This is a genomic window from Prauserella sediminis (assembly GCF_014195435.1).
Taxonomy (GTDB): Bacteria; Actinomycetota; Actinomycetes; order Mycobacteriales; family Pseudonocardiaceae; genus Prauserella; species Prauserella salsuginis.
The window spans coordinates 2,214,101-2,228,909 of record NZ_JACIBS010000001.1; the positions used below are offsets into that span (position 1 = coordinate 2,214,101).

The 14,809-nt window shown below is 70.7% G+C and carries 16 protein-coding genes; 12 read left to right on the forward strand and 4 right to left on the reverse strand.

Translation table 11 applies throughout. The features are described 5' to 3' along the window. Positions 1-287: 287 nt before the first annotated feature. On the forward strand, positions 288-1,727 hold the full coding sequence (locus FB384_RS10100; RefSeq protein WP_183781931.1) for an NBR1-Ig-like domain-containing protein: 1,440 nt from the start codon (positions 288-290) through the stop codon (positions 1,725-1,727). 434 nt (positions 1,728-2,161) lie between these two features. Here the strand turns inward: FB384_RS10100 and FB384_RS10105 are convergent, their stop codons facing one another. Further along, positions 2,162-2,773, reverse strand: a complete 612-nt coding sequence (locus tag FB384_RS10105) for a DinB family protein (RefSeq protein ID WP_323985182.1) — start codon at positions 2,771-2,773, stop codon at positions 2,162-2,164. Positions 2,774-2,879: 106 nt separating this feature from the next. Here FB384_RS10105 and FB384_RS10110 point away from each other — a divergent pair, with 106 nt between their 5' ends. From FB384_RS10110 to FB384_RS10135, 6 genes are all read left to right on the forward strand, one after another. Beyond that, the gene (locus FB384_RS10110; RefSeq protein ID WP_183781934.1) at positions 2,880-3,131 is read left to right on the forward strand and encodes a Prokaryotic metallothionein; all 252 of its coding nucleotides are present in this window, start codon (positions 2,880-2,882) and stop codon (positions 3,129-3,131) included. Between the two features lie 280 nt (positions 3,132-3,411). Then, positions 3,412-3,999, forward strand: coding sequence for an HtaA domain-containing protein (locus tag FB384_RS10115; RefSeq protein ID WP_183781937.1), 588 nt, complete (start codon positions 3,412-3,414; stop codon positions 3,997-3,999). Between the two features lie 121 nt (positions 4,000-4,120). After that, complete coding sequence (locus FB384_RS10120; protein ID WP_258936983.1) at positions 4,121-4,483, forward strand: BlaI/MecI/CopY family transcriptional regulator; 363 nt, start codon at positions 4,121-4,123, stop codon at positions 4,481-4,483. Then, positions 4,480-5,385, forward strand: coding sequence for a M56 family metallopeptidase (locus tag FB384_RS10125; RefSeq protein WP_183781939.1), 906 nt, complete (start codon positions 4,480-4,482; stop codon positions 5,383-5,385). Before FB384_RS10120 ends, FB384_RS10125 begins: the two co-directional genes overlap by 4 nt. A 227-nt stretch (positions 5,386-5,612) precedes the next feature. Further along, entirely contained in the window at positions 5,613-5,963 is a 351-nt protein-coding gene (locus FB384_RS10130) for a hypothetical protein (RefSeq protein ID WP_183781942.1), read from the forward strand. Positions 5,964-6,057: 94 nt separating this feature from the next. Further along, positions 6,058-6,264, forward strand: coding sequence for a hypothetical protein (locus tag FB384_RS10135; RefSeq protein WP_183781944.1), 207 nt, complete (start codon positions 6,058-6,060; stop codon positions 6,262-6,264). 73 nt (positions 6,265-6,337) lie between these two features. On the opposite strand, the gene FB384_RS10140 is transcribed toward FB384_RS10135, so the two are convergent. After that, positions 6,338-6,769 carry a hypothetical protein gene (locus FB384_RS10140; RefSeq protein ID WP_183781946.1) on the reverse strand — a complete coding sequence of 144 codons (432 nt, stop codon included), beginning with the start codon at positions 6,767-6,769 and terminating at the stop codon, positions 6,338-6,340. Beyond that, positions 6,762-7,127: a hypothetical protein gene (locus FB384_RS10145; RefSeq protein WP_183781948.1), complete on the reverse strand. Its 366-nt coding sequence runs from the start codon at positions 7,125-7,127 to the stop codon at positions 6,762-6,764. The genes FB384_RS10140 and FB384_RS10145 overlap by 8 nt, the downstream gene beginning before the upstream one ends. 479 nt (positions 7,128-7,606) lie before the next feature. Here FB384_RS10145 and FB384_RS10150 point away from each other — a divergent pair, with 479 nt between their 5' ends. The 4 genes from FB384_RS10150 (at position 7,607) to FB384_RS10165 (ending at position 13,768) form a co-directional block, all read left to right on the forward strand. Beyond that, a complete protein-coding gene (locus FB384_RS10150) occupies positions 7,607-8,560 on the forward strand; it encodes an acyl-CoA desaturase (RefSeq protein ID WP_183781950.1) in 954 nt (317 codons plus the stop codon). A 198-nt stretch (positions 8,561-8,758) separates the two neighbouring features. Continuing rightward, positions 8,759-10,171, forward strand: coding sequence for a hypothetical protein (locus FB384_RS10155; protein WP_183781952.1), 1,413 nt, complete (start codon positions 8,759-8,761; stop codon positions 10,169-10,171). Then, complete coding sequence (locus FB384_RS10160; protein ID WP_183781954.1) at positions 10,171-11,133, forward strand: glutamate ABC transporter substrate-binding protein; 963 nt, start codon at positions 10,171-10,173, stop codon at positions 11,131-11,133. The genes FB384_RS10155 and FB384_RS10160 overlap by 1 nt, the downstream gene beginning before the upstream one ends. 22 nt (positions 11,134-11,155) lie before the next feature. Continuing rightward, on the forward strand, positions 11,156-13,768 hold the full coding sequence (locus FB384_RS10165) for a serine/threonine-protein kinase (RefSeq protein WP_183781956.1): 2,613 nt from the start codon (positions 11,156-11,158) through the stop codon (positions 13,766-13,768). A gap of 240 nt (positions 13,769-14,008) precedes the next feature. Here FB384_RS10165 and FB384_RS10170 read toward each other — a convergent pair whose 3' ends face one another. Further along, the gene (locus tag FB384_RS10170) at positions 14,009-14,602 is read right to left on the reverse strand and encodes a PaaI family thioesterase (protein ID WP_183781959.1); all 594 of its coding nucleotides are present in this window, start codon (positions 14,600-14,602) and stop codon (positions 14,009-14,011) included. A gap of 27 nt (positions 14,603-14,629) precedes the next feature. On the opposite strand from FB384_RS10170, the gene FB384_RS10175 reads away from it, so the two are divergent. Then, complete coding sequence (locus tag FB384_RS10175; protein ID WP_183781961.1) at positions 14,630-14,797, forward strand: hypothetical protein; 168 nt, start codon at positions 14,630-14,632, stop codon at positions 14,795-14,797. Positions 14,798-14,809: the final 12 nt, after the last annotated feature.

A 14,809-nucleotide genomic window follows, 5' to 3' on the forward strand; every position in this document is an offset into this window, starting at 1 on the left:
GTTGCTGGCAGGAACAGTGGCGAATGGGCGAGGTGTCCGGAATGTGTTGGGCAATCCTTCTGACGCCGTATGACACCGGTTGACAGTCCCGACACCCGGTCGATGCACGTTGAACATGCAGGTCAGCGCTGTATGACAGCGGGTGGGTCACGGCCGGACCGTCACCACCTTCTGTGACGCCTCCTGTTGCCGGAGTGAAGTTCGTGCGGGCATTTTTGACGGATCGGCAACCGCTGCGGCGTAGCCGGCGTCACAGTCGCAGACGCTCGAGAAGGAGGACCGAGGCCGTGTCCGACGCCGAAGGTGAGCAGCGGCCGCCTGCACTCGAAGAGTTCATGGCGGAGCTGAGACGACTCAGACAGCAGGCGGGCAATCCGTCCTTCCGGAAGATGGCCGAGTTGTCGGGCGCGGTGTCGCACGCGACGCTCCACCTGACCGTGACGGGACGCCGGTTGCAGCCGTGGGAGACGGTCCGCGAGTTCGTGCGTGCCTGCGGCGGCGACGAGGCGGAGTGGTGTGCGCGGTACCGGCGTACCAAGGCCGTGCTGTCGGGTGAGCTTCCCGGACCAGCCAACGGAGTCGGTACCGGCGGTTCTGACAACGATCGCGGCCCCGGTGGCGCGGTCCTCAGTGATGAGACTGGCGGTTCCGGCAACGGCCTTGCGGCGGAGGATGCGCCTTCCCGCGCCGTGGACAGTCAGGCCGCGGAGGGCGGCGCCCCCACCGGCCGTGCCCCCACCGGCAGCGCCCCCGCGGACAGCGACGCCGCGATTTCGGGCGCCGCGACCTCAGGGGCATCGACGTCCGACGATCCGGCCTCGGAGGTCGCAGCTCTGGACGGTGCGGTTTCCGAGGTCGCAGTTCCCGACGGTGCAGCTTCCGGGGCCACAGCGCTCGGTGCGGTCCCGGATCGCCCAGCCCCGGACGCCGAAGGCACCGATGCGGTCGCCGCAGACCAGGCGGACACAGCAGACCACGCGGACACAGCAGACCACGCGGACACAGCAGGGCAGGCGGACACAGCAGGGCAGGCGGACGAGACCCGAGACGTGGGCACGGTGCCCCGGCAACGCCGGAGCGAGACCTCCGGAGCTGTGGCTTCGCGAGGTGGAGCTGTGGCTTCGAGCGACGGTGCGGATGCGGGGTCACCGGCGGGACGTGGACGCTCCCGTCGCTGGCTCGCGGTGCCGTTGGTGGTGCTCGTGGTGGCCGCGGTCGCGGCCGGACTGTGGACGTTCGGCGGCGACGACGGTCGGGCCGAGGCTGGTGGGCAGCAGGCCGGCGGGCAGCATGCCACGGGCGGCGAGGCCGGCAGTGCGGCCGAGTCCGATGCGCTCACCGAGCCGGTGCACAAGGGCGACGCCAGCAAACTGGCCCGCGACCTCGGCATCCCGGACGGTGCCGTGGTCGCACCGCAGCAGAAGTTCACGCGGACGTTCGAACTGGAGAACGCGGGCACGGTCCATTGGAAGGGCCGCTACCTGCAGCGGATGGACAACGAAACGGGTCCGGGCCACTGCCAGGCCCCGCAGCGGGTGCGTATCGCGGACACGCCGCCCGGTGAGCGGGTGAAGGTTCCGGTGACCGCGACGGCGGCGAAGGAGCAGACGACCTGCAAGGTGCGCTGGAAGATGGTCGATCACACCGGCCGGCAGCTGTTGCCCGAGTACCGCCCGGCCTACTTCCTCGTGCACGTCCGCACGGGCGCCGACGGACCGGCCGAGTAGCCACGGGTGCCGCCGGAGCGCGGCGGGTGCGGATGGTCGAAAAGCCGCCCGCCCGCCACCGTTCCCGGTGCCGTGTCCGCCGACCGGGCAGTCACGGCGTGCGGGCCACTCCGCCGAACGTGACGTCGTCGAGTTCGGTCAGCTGCGGCGGTCCGAACGGCCGTCACTCGACGGTTCGGACCAGTCCCGGCGGAGCCATCGCCAGGCCGTCGAAATAGGACAGCACGTGGTCGTAGTTGCGCCGGTAGCAGGAGTCCATGCCGGGGGACCGGATGCGGTCGCGGATTCGGCCGCGCGGCCCTGCGGGTCGTTCTCGGGGCGCGGGTACGTGATGTGGGTGAGTGCGAGGTAGCTGCCGCTGGCCGGCGCCGCCATGTACTCGTCGAGGATGTCCTTCACGGCGCGCGGAGCAGCCGCGTGCAGGTGGGCTCGCGTCACCGGCGGAACTGCGCCGCTGCCGCTTCGAGCGTCGCCACGTGTCCGCGCCAGGCGGCCTCGTCGGTGTGCGGCAGGTTCGATGTCGCCACGGTGTAGCCGACGGCGCCGTCGAGCTGCTCCCGGAGGATGTCGGCGTGGCCGGCGTGCCGCTGGGTGTCGGCGATGACGTGCACGGCGAGCTCGTGCAGCGTCACCGGATTGCGGTCCTCGGGCCAGTGGGGAACGTGTCCCCGGGTGCCGAGATCCGACCCGGTGAGTACGGCGTCGGTGTTGGCCCACGCCGCGCGGTACAGGGCGACGACGTCCTCGCGTGATTCGTCGGACCGTGCCCACATGTCGACGAGCGGGTCGTCATCCAGCCCGTCGAGCCACGCGGGCGCTCCCTGCGGGCTGCGGCCGACCGGTTCGCCGAAGTAGCCGAATTCGACGCCGGCGGCGTGTTTGACCAGGCCGAGCAGGTTCGTTCCGGTCGGGGTGAGCGGTCGGCGGACGTCGTACTCGCCGAGTCCGTCGAGTTTCCACAACAGCGTCTCGCGTGCCTGCTGCAGGTACCGCAGCAGCGTTTCGATCTGCGTCTCGGGCTCGCCGCCCACGCGCCGGTCGTTCACCGGGCAGAGCGTAGATGCGCCCGGACGAGGCGGCGAAGGGTTTTCGCGCGACGTATGCGGGAACGCCTATGCGTGCCCGTACGGACCGGCGACGGAAGGAGCGATCATGGCCGCCTGCGAGGTTTGCGGCAACGACTACGAGCTGGCCTTCGAGATCCGAACCCAGGGTGGCGGCGTGCACGTCTTCGACTCGTTCGAGTGCGCGATCCACCGCCTCGCGCCCGTGTGCGAACACTGCGGCTGCCGGGTGATCGGCCACGGAGCGTCGGTCGACGGCCGGTTCTTCTGCTGCGCCCACTGCGCGCGCACGGCGACCGGGGCAGGTGCGGAACTGCAGGACGCCGTCGGCACCGCGTGAGCGGTTTCCAGAGCCGCGCGGACAACGCCGGCGGTGGGTCGCCGTCGGCGCCGTGCCCTCCGGCCGGCGCTGCCGTCAGGAGGGCGGACGAGCGCGCGCTGCCGCACCCCGGCCGCCCACACCGCGGGAAGGTGCTGGCGAATGCTGGTCACCCGGCGGTGGGATCACGTACCGTCGCGCCCGATTCGTGAACGTCCCGGGAAGCGCGCCGCCCCGGTCACCTTCGGGTGACGTCGGTGGCGTGGCCCGGGTTCGCGAACCGGAGTGACGAGGAGGTCGCGTGGGTGTTCCGCAGGCGGGGTTGACCTGGGGTCTGAAACGCAGCTTCGTGGCCTACGTGTCCCGGCTCCGGGACGGCGGCTGCGGCGCCAAGGACGGCGGCTCCGTCGTCGACGGCAGCTTCTTCCACTTCGAACCCGCCGAACCCGCTGCGGCGGCGGTCGGTGATCCCGCGTCCCCGGGCGGTGCGTCGGTGGGGTCTGCCGCAGCGCAGCCGGACGCGCCGGCTCCGCAGCCCGCCGGTTCCGCCGCAGCGGCGTCGACCGGGGACGACGTACTCCGGTTCCGGGGCGACGTGCGGCTCGTCGGCCATGCCGGGCTGCTGTTCGTGATGTTGAAGGACCCGTGGGTCGAGTTCACCTCCGCCGGGGCGGTGCTCACGGTCGTCGACGTCGAGCACTGGCCCGACACCTCGATGCGCATGCCGCTCGCCACGCTCGAACCCGCCGAGTCCGTCACCGGAGAGGGCCTGCGGATGTGGTCGGACGTGCCCGCGAGGCTCACCGAACAGGGTGTCGAGCTGTTCAACGAGCAATATCCGGCAGGCCAGCCGCTCGACCCCGTCACCTTCGCCGTTCCCGTGGAATGAACCACCCGTGACCAGCATCGACATGTCTGCCCACCGATCGTCTCCGCGCCGAACGGGTCACAAGCCCGCCCCGCAGCTGAGCCGGTCGTGGTTGAATTTCCGGTGGACGCACGGAGAAAGGGTGGACGTGGCGAAGCTGGGTGAACTGGAGCGCGCGGTGATGGAGGTGCTCTGGGCGCGGGCCGAACCCGCCACTGTGCGTGCCGTCCACGAGGAACTGGCCGACCGCGGCCTGGCGTACACCACCGTCATGACCGTGCTGACCCGGCTGGCGGCGAAGGGCGTCGTGCGCAGGAAGCGATCGGGCAGGGCGTGGCTGTACGCACCCGCGGCGAGCCGCGAGGAGTACGTCGCGGAACTGATGCTGGAGGCGCTGGAGATGACCGGCGACCGTGATTCCGCGCTGGTGCGCTTCGCCCAGTCGGTGACCAACGACGAGGCCGACGCGCTGCGGAAGGCCCTGGAACAGGGCGAATCGCCATGAGCCTCGCCGCGCATCACGTCGCAGCGGGCACAGCGGCCGTGCTCGTGTCGCTCTGGCTGCTGCGCGGACGCTGGACCCACTCGCACCCACGGGCCGCGCTGGTGCTGTGGCAGCTCAGCTCGCTGGCACTGATCGTCTCGGTCGTCGGTGCACTGCTCTCGTTCGGCCTCGAACCGTTCGGGCGGGGACTGCTGCCCGCGCTCGTCGACCTGCCGTGGCGGTTCCAGGAGCTCGACCTCTGGCATCTCGGTGCGGTCGGGCTCGGCCTCGCCGTCGGCGGCTGGCTGATCGTCAACCAGTTGTTGTGCCTGCGCAGCACGGCTCGCGCGCGGGCGCGGCACCGGCTGCTGCTGCAGCTCGTCGCGACGCAGGAATCCGAGGAGCAGGGCAGGGACGCACTCGTCGTCGACCACCCCGTCGTCGTGGCGTACTGCCTGCCCGGCCGAACCCCGCACATCGTCGTCAGCGCGGGCGCGCGGCGGCTGCTCACCGATGACGAACTCGACGCGGTGCTCGCGCACGAGCGTGCGCACGCGCGCGAGCGCCATCACCTTGTTGTCGCTCCGTTCCAGGCGCTGCGCCGGCTGCTGCCAGGGAACGGGTTGCTGAGCAGGGTGTGTTCGACGATCGAGCTGCTCGTCGAGATGTGCGCCGACGACCGTGCGGCGCGTTCGCGTGGTCGCGAGCCCCTGGCGAGCGCGCTGGAGCGGTTCCGAGCGAACGGCAACGGCGGAGGTACGCCCGCGGGTGCGCTCGCCGTGGCCGACGCGCCGGTGTCGGCCCGCATTCGCAGGCTCCGCAATCCGGACGAGGGCAGGCTGCCGCTGGCGTGGCCGCTGGCGTGTGCGGTCGCCGTGGCGGCGCTCGTGACGTCGCTTTCGCTGTTCGCCGTCCCGCTGTAGGCCGCGTTCAGTGCCCCAAGGGCGCCTTCGGGGCGTTGAGCGCCTCGAAGGCGCCCCTGAACACGCGTGAGCGTGTCCTTGAGGGGCGGTGGTCGGGCCGGCGGGCGGGAAGTCCCGAATCTTCCGTTCGTACTCCTCGCGCCCGCACTCCAGCATCTTCGTACTCGCTCACCGCTGTTCCCCCGTACCCGCGGCCGGTTCACTACGACATGTAGTAGATTCCGTGCATGGACATCGTCTACAACCTTCTCGTCGTGACGCACCTGCTCGGCATGGCCTATCTCGTCAGCGGCATCGTCGTGCGGTGGGTCGGCTCCCCCGAACCGGGTGGCAAGATCATGCTGTGGGGCGCGAGTGCCCAGGTCGTCACGGGGCTGGCGCTCGCGGGTATCGCGTCGGCGGGCCTCGTCGGCGGCGAGGCCAACCACATGAAGATCGGCGTCAAGCTGGGCGTCGCCGTGGTGGTGCTCGTGCTGGCTCACATCACGTGGCGCCGCCCCGACGTCGGAAAGAACGTCTTCTACGGCCTCACCGCTGCGACTCTGCTCAACGTCGCGATCGCCGCGATGTGGGCGTGAGCCACCGGTCGCGTCGCTAGGGTTCCGGTATGTCCCGTGACCACAGGCCCGAGCGCCGACCCGCGTCCCCACGCCGGAGCGGAGCTGTCGCCGCATGAGTGACAAGGCGTTCGACGGCAAGTCGGTCGGGACGTGGTTGCCGGTCGGCATGGCGATAGGGATCGCACTCGGCCTGACCGTGTTCGACAACGTCGGCGTGGGCGTGGGTATCGGGGTGGCGCTCGGCATGGGAATGGCCACCGCGGTGTCGGCGACCGGGAAGTCCGGCAAGGACGACGAGACCGGCGACCCCGAGGTCTGATCCACAGCGGCCCGCCCGCGGCTCGCTCGGTACCGGAGCGCGGAGCGAGCCGGGCAGGCTTCGCGACGCGGTGTCAGGCCGGGCGGGTCCGACGTAACCAGAGCAGGCCGATCACTGGTAGCACCAGCGGTATGAACAGGTAGCCCATGCCGAAGTTCGACCACACCGTGGCGTCCGGGAAGGCGGCGCTGTCGAACACGCTCAGCGTGCCGACGACCAGCACGCCCGTCATCTCGACCGAGCACGAGGCGAGGGCCACGCGCCACCACATGGTTCCGGTGCGGGCGAGCGCGAACGTCGCGAGCAGGTAGACCACCGCCGCGAACGCCGACAGGGAATACGGCACCGGGGCCTCGTCGAATCGGGTGGCGATCTGCACACCGGCGCGGGATGTCGCGGCCACGGCGAAGATCGCGTACACGACGATCAGGACACGGCCGGGCCCGCTGGCTGTCGCCGGCCGGTCGGCGGGCGTGCGCTGTGGGGTCGCGGGCTGGTCAGGCACTGGCCCCGCCCCACACCTCGACCATGCGTAGCAGCAGGACCGGGACGGTCAGGCACAGGACGCCGAGAATCGCGGTGCTGGAACGCGTGCGCTCGGCGAGCGCCCACACGGTGCCCAGCGGCAACACGAGCAGCGAACCGACCAGGTAGGCCAGGAACGTGAGCAGGCTGCCCGGTTCGCCGCCGCCGATCAGCATGACGACCGAGATCACGACCTGGACAGCGAGCAGCGCTTCGAGTGCGCCGACACCCATGAGCAGCGGCTTCTCGGGTTCGCGGTGCAGCACCACGAGGACGAACGCCCATATCGCGACGCCCGCCGCGCAGGCGGACACCGCGATCGCATAGCCAGTGATCACCGGACCTCCCACGGTTACTACCGCTCGTAGTCTACGACCCCGGTGCGGGCGGCGGCCCCGTGGCCGGGTCGGCGCCGCCCTCCCGGGACGTCGGCGCCGCATCGCCCGGCCGTGGCACCGTGATCCGGATTCGCCGTCATGGTCACGGGCGGATTCCTCCGGTAGCGTCGGATGGCAGACGGCCGGGCACCCGTCAGCCACGCCCCCGATAGATCGGAGCCCCCAGCCCGGCGCATCGCCCGCGAGCGCGGGCCTGTCATCGCAGCCGAGTGGGGGTCGGCTCGCTCATCGAATCCGTCCAGTCCTACGTACATCTTCTGCCGCGAACCGCGGCTCCGGGCACAGCCGTGTGCGGAGCCGGCCACCGGACCGACGTTCGGTCGGGTTCCGGCGCGTTCGCAGGTTCCGCTCGTGCAGGCGACCGAGTCCGCGCGGGTGACCACCACTGCCAATACAGCAACAACCAACACGAGGTGTCGATGTCCCCCGTTTCCACCGATGCGGAAACCCACGAAGCGGCCGGTGCGCGCAGGCCGAAGCCGATCACATCCGGTCGCACGTCCCTGCCCGAACACGTCACCGTGAAGGTGTTCGTCATCGCGCCGCTGGTGGCGATCGCCGCGGCCGTGCCCTTCGCCTGGGGATGGGGCCTGAGCTGGATCGACATCGCGATCGGTGCGGCGTTCTTCGTCATCAGCGGGCTCGGCGTGACGGCGGGATACCACCGGTTGTTCACCCACGGCTCCTACAAGGCCGCGAGGCCGCTGCGCATCGCGATGGCGATCGCGGGAAGCATGTCGGCGCAAGGGCAGGTCACGACGTGGGTGGCGGACCACCGCAGGCACCACGCGTTCTCCGACCGCGCGGGTGATCCGCATTCCCCGTGGCGGTACGGCACGTCGCCGGCCGCCCTGGCGAAGGGCTTCTGGCACGCGCACATGGGGTGGCTGTTCGACCGCGAGGTCACGAACGTCGAACGGTTCGCGCCCGATCTCGCAGGCGACCGGGACATTCGCACGGTCGACCGGCTCTTCCCGGTGTGGGTGCTCGCGAGCTTCCTGTTGCCCGCGCTGCTCGGCGGGCTCATCACCTGGTCGGTGTGGGGCGGTGTGACTGCCTTCTTCTGGGCCGGGCTCGTCCGCATCGGGCTGCTGCACCACGTGACGTGGTCGGTCAACTCGATCTGCCACATGATCGGCGAACGCCCGTTCAGCAGCAGGGACAAGGCTGCGAACTTCTGGCCGCTCGCGATCTTCTCGTTCGGCGAGTCCTGGCACAACCTCCACCACGCCGATCCGACCTGTGCCCGGCACGGGGTGCTGCGCGGCCAGCTGGACATATCGGCCCGGCTGATCTGGATCTTCGAGAAGCTCGGCTGGGCGACCAAGGTCCGCTGGCCGAGCGCGACCCGGCTCACCCGACTGGCTCAGTAGTCGTTCCACCCGTCCGACCCGTCACGGGGTGTCACGGCCGACGCGGCCGGCTCCTCGTTTCGGGTGGGAAGGGTCGGCTGCCGCCGCTGCTCGTGATACGACATCTCCACGATCTTCGTCTGTTGTACCGGTCCGTGACCTGCGTGAGGGGCGCCTCGGCTACGGTCGTGCGCGGCAGGCGAACTGGGTGGAGGGACGATGACGAGCACCGTGACGCGTCACGGCCCGGAAGTGCAGCAACCGGAGTCCGGGCCGGAACCCGCGGGTGAGCCGCGCGGGGGACGCTCCGGGTTCGCGTGGCTGGTGCGACTCCCGAGTGCGGCCGTTCGCGGGCTGCGGCGCTCGGCCGCGACCACACCGGGACGACTGACGCTCATCAGCGCCGGCCTCGCCCTGCTCGCGCTGCTGGTCGGCACGGTGGCGGGCGCCGAACTCGGCGAGCGCAAGGCGACGATCGACGGTCTCGTCGACCACCGCGAACCGCTGACGGCGGCCGCACAGGAGGTCTACCGCTCCCTCTCGGACGCCGACGCCACCGCGGCCGGCACGCTGCTCAACGCCGACTCCGAGGGCATCGCGCTGCGGGACCGCTACGACCTGGACGTCGCCCGCGCGGGCGCAGCGCTCGCGAAGGCGGCCAGCGCCTCGGCCGGTAACCCCGCGGCCGTGGCGCAGGTCGACGTGCTGTCGCGGCAGTTGCCGGTCTACACCGGGCTGGTCGAGACGGCTCGGACGAACAGCCGTCAGGGCAACCCCGTCGGCGCCGCGTATCTCGCCGAGGCGTCGCAGCTCATGCGGTCGGAGATCCTGCCGGCAGCGAAGAATCTCTACGAGATCGAGGTCGAACGTCTCGCGGATGAGCAGGACGACGCGGCGTCCGTGCCGTGGCTGACGGGACTGCTGGCACTGGCGCTGCTGGCGGCGCTGATCGTCACGCAGGTGCACCTCAAACGCCGGACGAACCGCGTGTTCAACGTCGGCCTGGTCGTGGCGACGGTCGCGGTCGGGCTGGCGGTGCTGTGGTCGGCCGTGGCGGTCACGATCCAGAGCGTCCTCGTCAGCAGCGGCCAGTCGTCGGGTTCCGAGCAGACCGACGTCATGGTGCGGGCGCGCATCGCGGCGTTGCAGGCGCGCGCCGACGAGACGTTGACGCTGCTGGCCCGCGGCAACGGCACGGCGTACGAGGAGGAATACCAGGCGTCCATCCAGCGGCTCTCCGGTGGCAACGGGCAAGGCGGGTTCCTCGGTGAGGCCAGGGACGGCACCGAGGGGCTGTCGGCCGCGGACCACGTCGACGCCGCGATCCGGAGCGCCGGGGCGTGGCGAGAGGTCCACGGCCAGGTGCGCAACCTCGACAACGGTGGCCGCTACGAGGACGCGGTGGAGCTCGCCATCCAGACCGAGGGCGACGAGGGCGCGACCGCCGCGTTCACGCGCCTCGACGGCGACCTGGCCAGGGGAATCGCCGACAGCAGGCAGTTGTTCCTCGACGACACGACGAACGGTTCGCGCGTGCTGACGTTGCTCTCGCCGGGATTCGCGGTGTTGTCGCTGGTGGCGATGCTGGGTTCGATCCTCGGCATCCGTGAACGTCTTCGGGAGTACCGCTGATGAAACGCTGGACATGGCTCGCCGGGGCACTGGTGGCGACGTTGGTGGCCGGATGCGGGTCGGCGGGAACGCCCGTGGATCCGGCCCCGGTCGGATCGGTGCAGCGGCCGATGCCGGGTGGCACCGATGTGTCGGGCAAGATCGAGCAGGGCGGTTCGGACGCGCCGAACTGCAACCCGCAGCAGAGCCTGCGGCCGGACGACTCGATGCCGCCCGGGTCCACAATGGACAACATCAAGAAGCGCGGCTACCTCATCGCCGGTGTCGATCAGGCCACCAACCTGTGGGGCTTCCGCAACCCGCACACGGGCGAGCTCGAAGGGTTCGACATCGATGTCGTGAAGGAGATCGCCCACGACATCTTCGGCAGTTACGACCCGAACACGATCCGCTTCAAGGCGATCAACTCCTCGGAGCGCGAGACCGTGCTCGCCAGCGGCGACGTGGACGTGGTCGTGCGGACGTACTCGGTGACGTGCGAGCGGTTGCAGAAGGTCGCGTTCTCGTCCGTCTACTTCGAAGCGGCGCAGCGCGTACTGGTCACCGAGAAGTCCGGGATCGAGAACATCGCGCAGCTGGGCGGGAAAAAGGTGTGCGCCGCGGGCAGTTCGACCTCGGTGAACCGGCTCGCCGAAGCGAAACCGAAGCCCGAGCCCGTGGTCACCAACAACTGGACGGACTGCCTCGTGCTGTTGCAGCAGGGGCAGGTCGCGGGAGTGTCCACCGACGACACGATCCTCGCGGGCATGACGGAGGAGGATCCGGCGACGCGCGTCGTCGGCCCGCAGTTGTCGGAGGAGCTCTACGGCGTCGGTGTCCCGAAGGGCAACGAGGACATGGTCCGCTTCGTGAATGCGACGCTCGAGGACTTCCGGAAGAACATGTGGCGCGACCGGTTCCGGCATTGGGGGCTGCAGCGGGTGCTGGGCGACCTGACCCCACCGCAGCCGCAGTACCGGTGACCGCGAACCGAGGAGGCAACCTGTGACCGACGAGCCACGTCGTCCTCGCCACGCGGCGCCGGACGGAGACGACGAGCAGCACACACAGTACGTCGCGCCGGTGCAGCCGAACGGCGGCACGCCCCGGCACGCCGCTCAGCCGCAGCAGCCGCAGCCGCAGGCACCACCGCAGCCGCAGGCACCCGGGGCCGCGCAGCAGGGCCCGCAAGCCGCGCAGGCGCAGGCCGGGGCCAACGAGCCGATGTCGACGAGCGTGCTCGACCACGCTCCGGGCACCGAACTCGTCATGCCGCCTGCGCCGCCGTCCGAATCGGCCGATCCGAGCGAGGGTATGGGACCGCCCAGTGGGTACACGAGCGGTCCGGGAAGCGGCCCGGCGAGTGGTCCTGCGAGCGGTCCGGCGAGCGGTCCGGCGAGCGGCCCCGGGAGCGGCCCGGGGAGCGGCCCCGGAAGCGGGCCGGGCAGTGGCACCGGGAGCGGGACCGGCAGCGGAGCCGGAAGTGGGCCGTGGACCGGTTCGGGGGCAGGCACCGGAGGTGCGTTCCCGCGCACGTCGCGGCGGTCGTCCTCCCGCACGTCGACCCGCGGCAGGCTGGGTGCCGGCATGGTCGAGGTGCCGCCGGTGCCCTACCGGGACCCCGCCGAGGCGGTCCTGTCCGACCCGGTCGTGTCGGAGTCGAAGCGCTTCTGCAGCAGCTGCAACGCCAAGGTCGGCCGGGGGGCGGACGGCAAGGCGGGCAGTCCGCAGGGCACCTGCGACAAGTGCGGGACACCGTTCTCGTTCGTGCCGAAGCTCCAGCCCAGCGATCTCGTCGGCGGTCAGTACGAGGTGCTGGGCGCGCTCGCCTACGGTGGGCTCGGCTGGATCTATCTCGCACGTGACCTCAACGTCGACGGCCGTTGGGTCGTCCTCAAAGGACTGATCAACACCGGTGACGCGACCGCGATGGCGGCCGCCGTCAACGAGAAGCGGTTTCTCGCCGAGGTCGAGCATCCGCACATCGTCAAGATCTACAACTTCGTGCAGCATCCCGACCCTGACACGGGCGGGGCTGTCGACTACATCGTGATGGAGTACGTCGGCGGGCAGTCGCTGCGCCAGCTCGCGCTCGACCACCACCGCAAGAGCGGGCGCGCCGAGCCGTTGCCGATCGGGCAGGTCATCGCCTACGGACTGGAGATCCTGCCCGCGCTGGGCTACCTGCACAGTCAGGGGCTGCTGTACTGCGACCTCAAGCCGGACAACGTGATCCAGACCGGCGACCAGCTCAAGCTCATCGACCTGGGCGCAGTGCGGCGGATGGACGACTACAGCAGTCCGCTGTTCTTCACGAGCGGTTACAGCGCGCCGGAGCTGGCGAGCGACGGCGCGTCCGTGGCCTCCGACCTGTTCACGGTCGGCCGCACGCTGGCGGTGCTGAGCTTCGAATTCACGGGCTACACCACGAAGTTCAAGACGACGCTGCCGAGCCAGGACGACGTTCCACTGTTCCAGCTGTTCGGCTCCTACTACCGTTTCCTGCGCCGCGCGACGCACACCGATCCCGCGCGCCGGTTCGTCTCCGCAGAGGAGATGGCCGACCAGCTGACCGGTGTACTGCGCGAGATCATGGCGCTGGGAACCGGAAAACAGCGCCCCGGACAGTCCACTGTGTTCGGTCCGGAGACGAACACGTTCGGTGTCGACATGGTCGTTCCGGGCAACGGACAGGATGTGCCGTTGCCCGATCCGGTGGAGGTCGTGTCCGGACTGCCGGTGCCGCAGGTCGACACCGACGACGTCGGCGCCGGTGTGCTCGCCGCGACGCTCGGTGCGGATCCACGGGCGGCGATCGAGGCGCTGGCCGGTGCGCCGCGGGAGTCGATCGAGGTGCGACTGCGGGTCGTGCGCGCGCGGATCGAGCTGGGCGAGCTGGCCGAGGCCAATCGTCAGTTGCAGGCGGCGCAGTACCTGGCGATCAAGGCGGGCTTCCCGCACGACTGGCGGATCGACTGGTACCGCGGCCTGATCGAGCTCGCAGGCGGGCGCGCGCGGGTCGCGCACGTCGCGTTCGACACGGTCTACGACGAGCTGCCCGGTGAGACGGCGCCCAAGCTGGCGATGGCCTTCAGCGCGGAGGCGACCGGCGAGTACTTCACGGCGTCGCGGCTGTACGAGCTGGTGTGGCGGACCGACCGGTCGTACGTGAGTGCCGCGTTCGGACTGGCGCGGGTCTACCTGGCACAGGGAGCGCGGGCCAGCGCGATCGAGGTGCTCGAATCGGTGCCCGCGACGTCGACGCACCACGTGCCCGCACAGTTGGCGGCGATCAAGGTGAAGATCACGCCGATCGCGGGCAAGTCCGTGACGGAGGCCGATCTCGTCGACGCGAGCGCACGCCTCGAGCGGCTGAACCTTGACGCCGAGCGGCGGACGCGACTCGGGATCGAGGTTCTGTCGGCCGCGCTGGAATGGGTCGGTGCGAACAACGCGTCCGGGGGCACGCGGGTGCTGGGATGTGCGCTGGAGGACCGCGACATCCGGCTCGGGCTCGAGTCGCACCACCGGTCGTTGGCGCGGCTGGCGTCGACGGCCGCCGAGCGCATCGAACTCGTCGACAAAGCGAATGCGTTGCGGCCGCGCACCTTGACGTGAGCGCGGACGAGCCCGTGGGCTCGTGGGGCATGGCGGTGGGCAAGTCCGTGCCGTCGTGCGCCGACCGCGCATACGGGCATGCCATGCCGCGTGATCAAGGGAAGATTCGGGGCGCTCTCACCCGCAGGCCCGACCAGCGCCCCTCAAGGGCACGCCGACGCGTGGCCGTGATCAATGCCCCGAAGGTGCCCTTGGGGGCATCGCCGTGGCTGCCGCACGACCACGCCACCGCGGCGGACGTCAGGGGTTGACGTCCCAGCCCCTGTCCTCGGCGGCCGTGGTCTCGGTGGCCTCGGACTCGCGGAACTTGTCGAGCGCGTCGGGGTCGCCGTGCGTGGTGAAGTGCTCGAAGCCGACCGTCACGAACAGCGCGCGGGCGCGCAGCGCGACCGGACCGTCGGCGGCGTCGAGACGGCCCTCGGCGCTGACGTACGTCTTCCGGCCGGACCCGCCGTCGAGCTTGGCGGCGATGTGCAGCGTCGATCCGACGGGGACGGGCGCGACGAAGTCGGTCTCCAGGCGGGCGGTCACCGCCGGCCTGCGCAGCAGGTTGCCGACAGCCGACCCGAGGGCCTCGTCGAACGCGCACGCCAGCAGCCCGCCGTGGGCAAGACCGGGAGCGCCCTGGTGATCCTTCTGCACGGTGAACGTCGACACGACGGACATGTCGTTGGCGACGGCCGACTTCAGGTGCAGGCCCGATTCGACCTCGTGGCCGCACCCGAAGCACTCGGCGTAGTGCTCGGCGAGCTGCGTGCCGGGGGCGGGTGCGTCGGCGTGCGGGCTGACGGGCTCGGCGTCGGCGGGCGGCCAGTTCTCGGTACGTGAGCTCATCGGGTCAAGCTATCCGGCCGCGGCGCCGTGACCTCGCCTGCGGCGCCGATCTGTGGCGAACACCGCCGCTGCACGGTCGGTCCGGCGTACGTGCAGCTGCGCGTGCGCACGGTCGACGTCGACAGCGGCCGTGAGCATTACCGCGAGGTCGCCGCCGAGACGGCCCAGGCCGCGTTGACGAAGCTCGGGTGGTGACTCGGTCCGGGC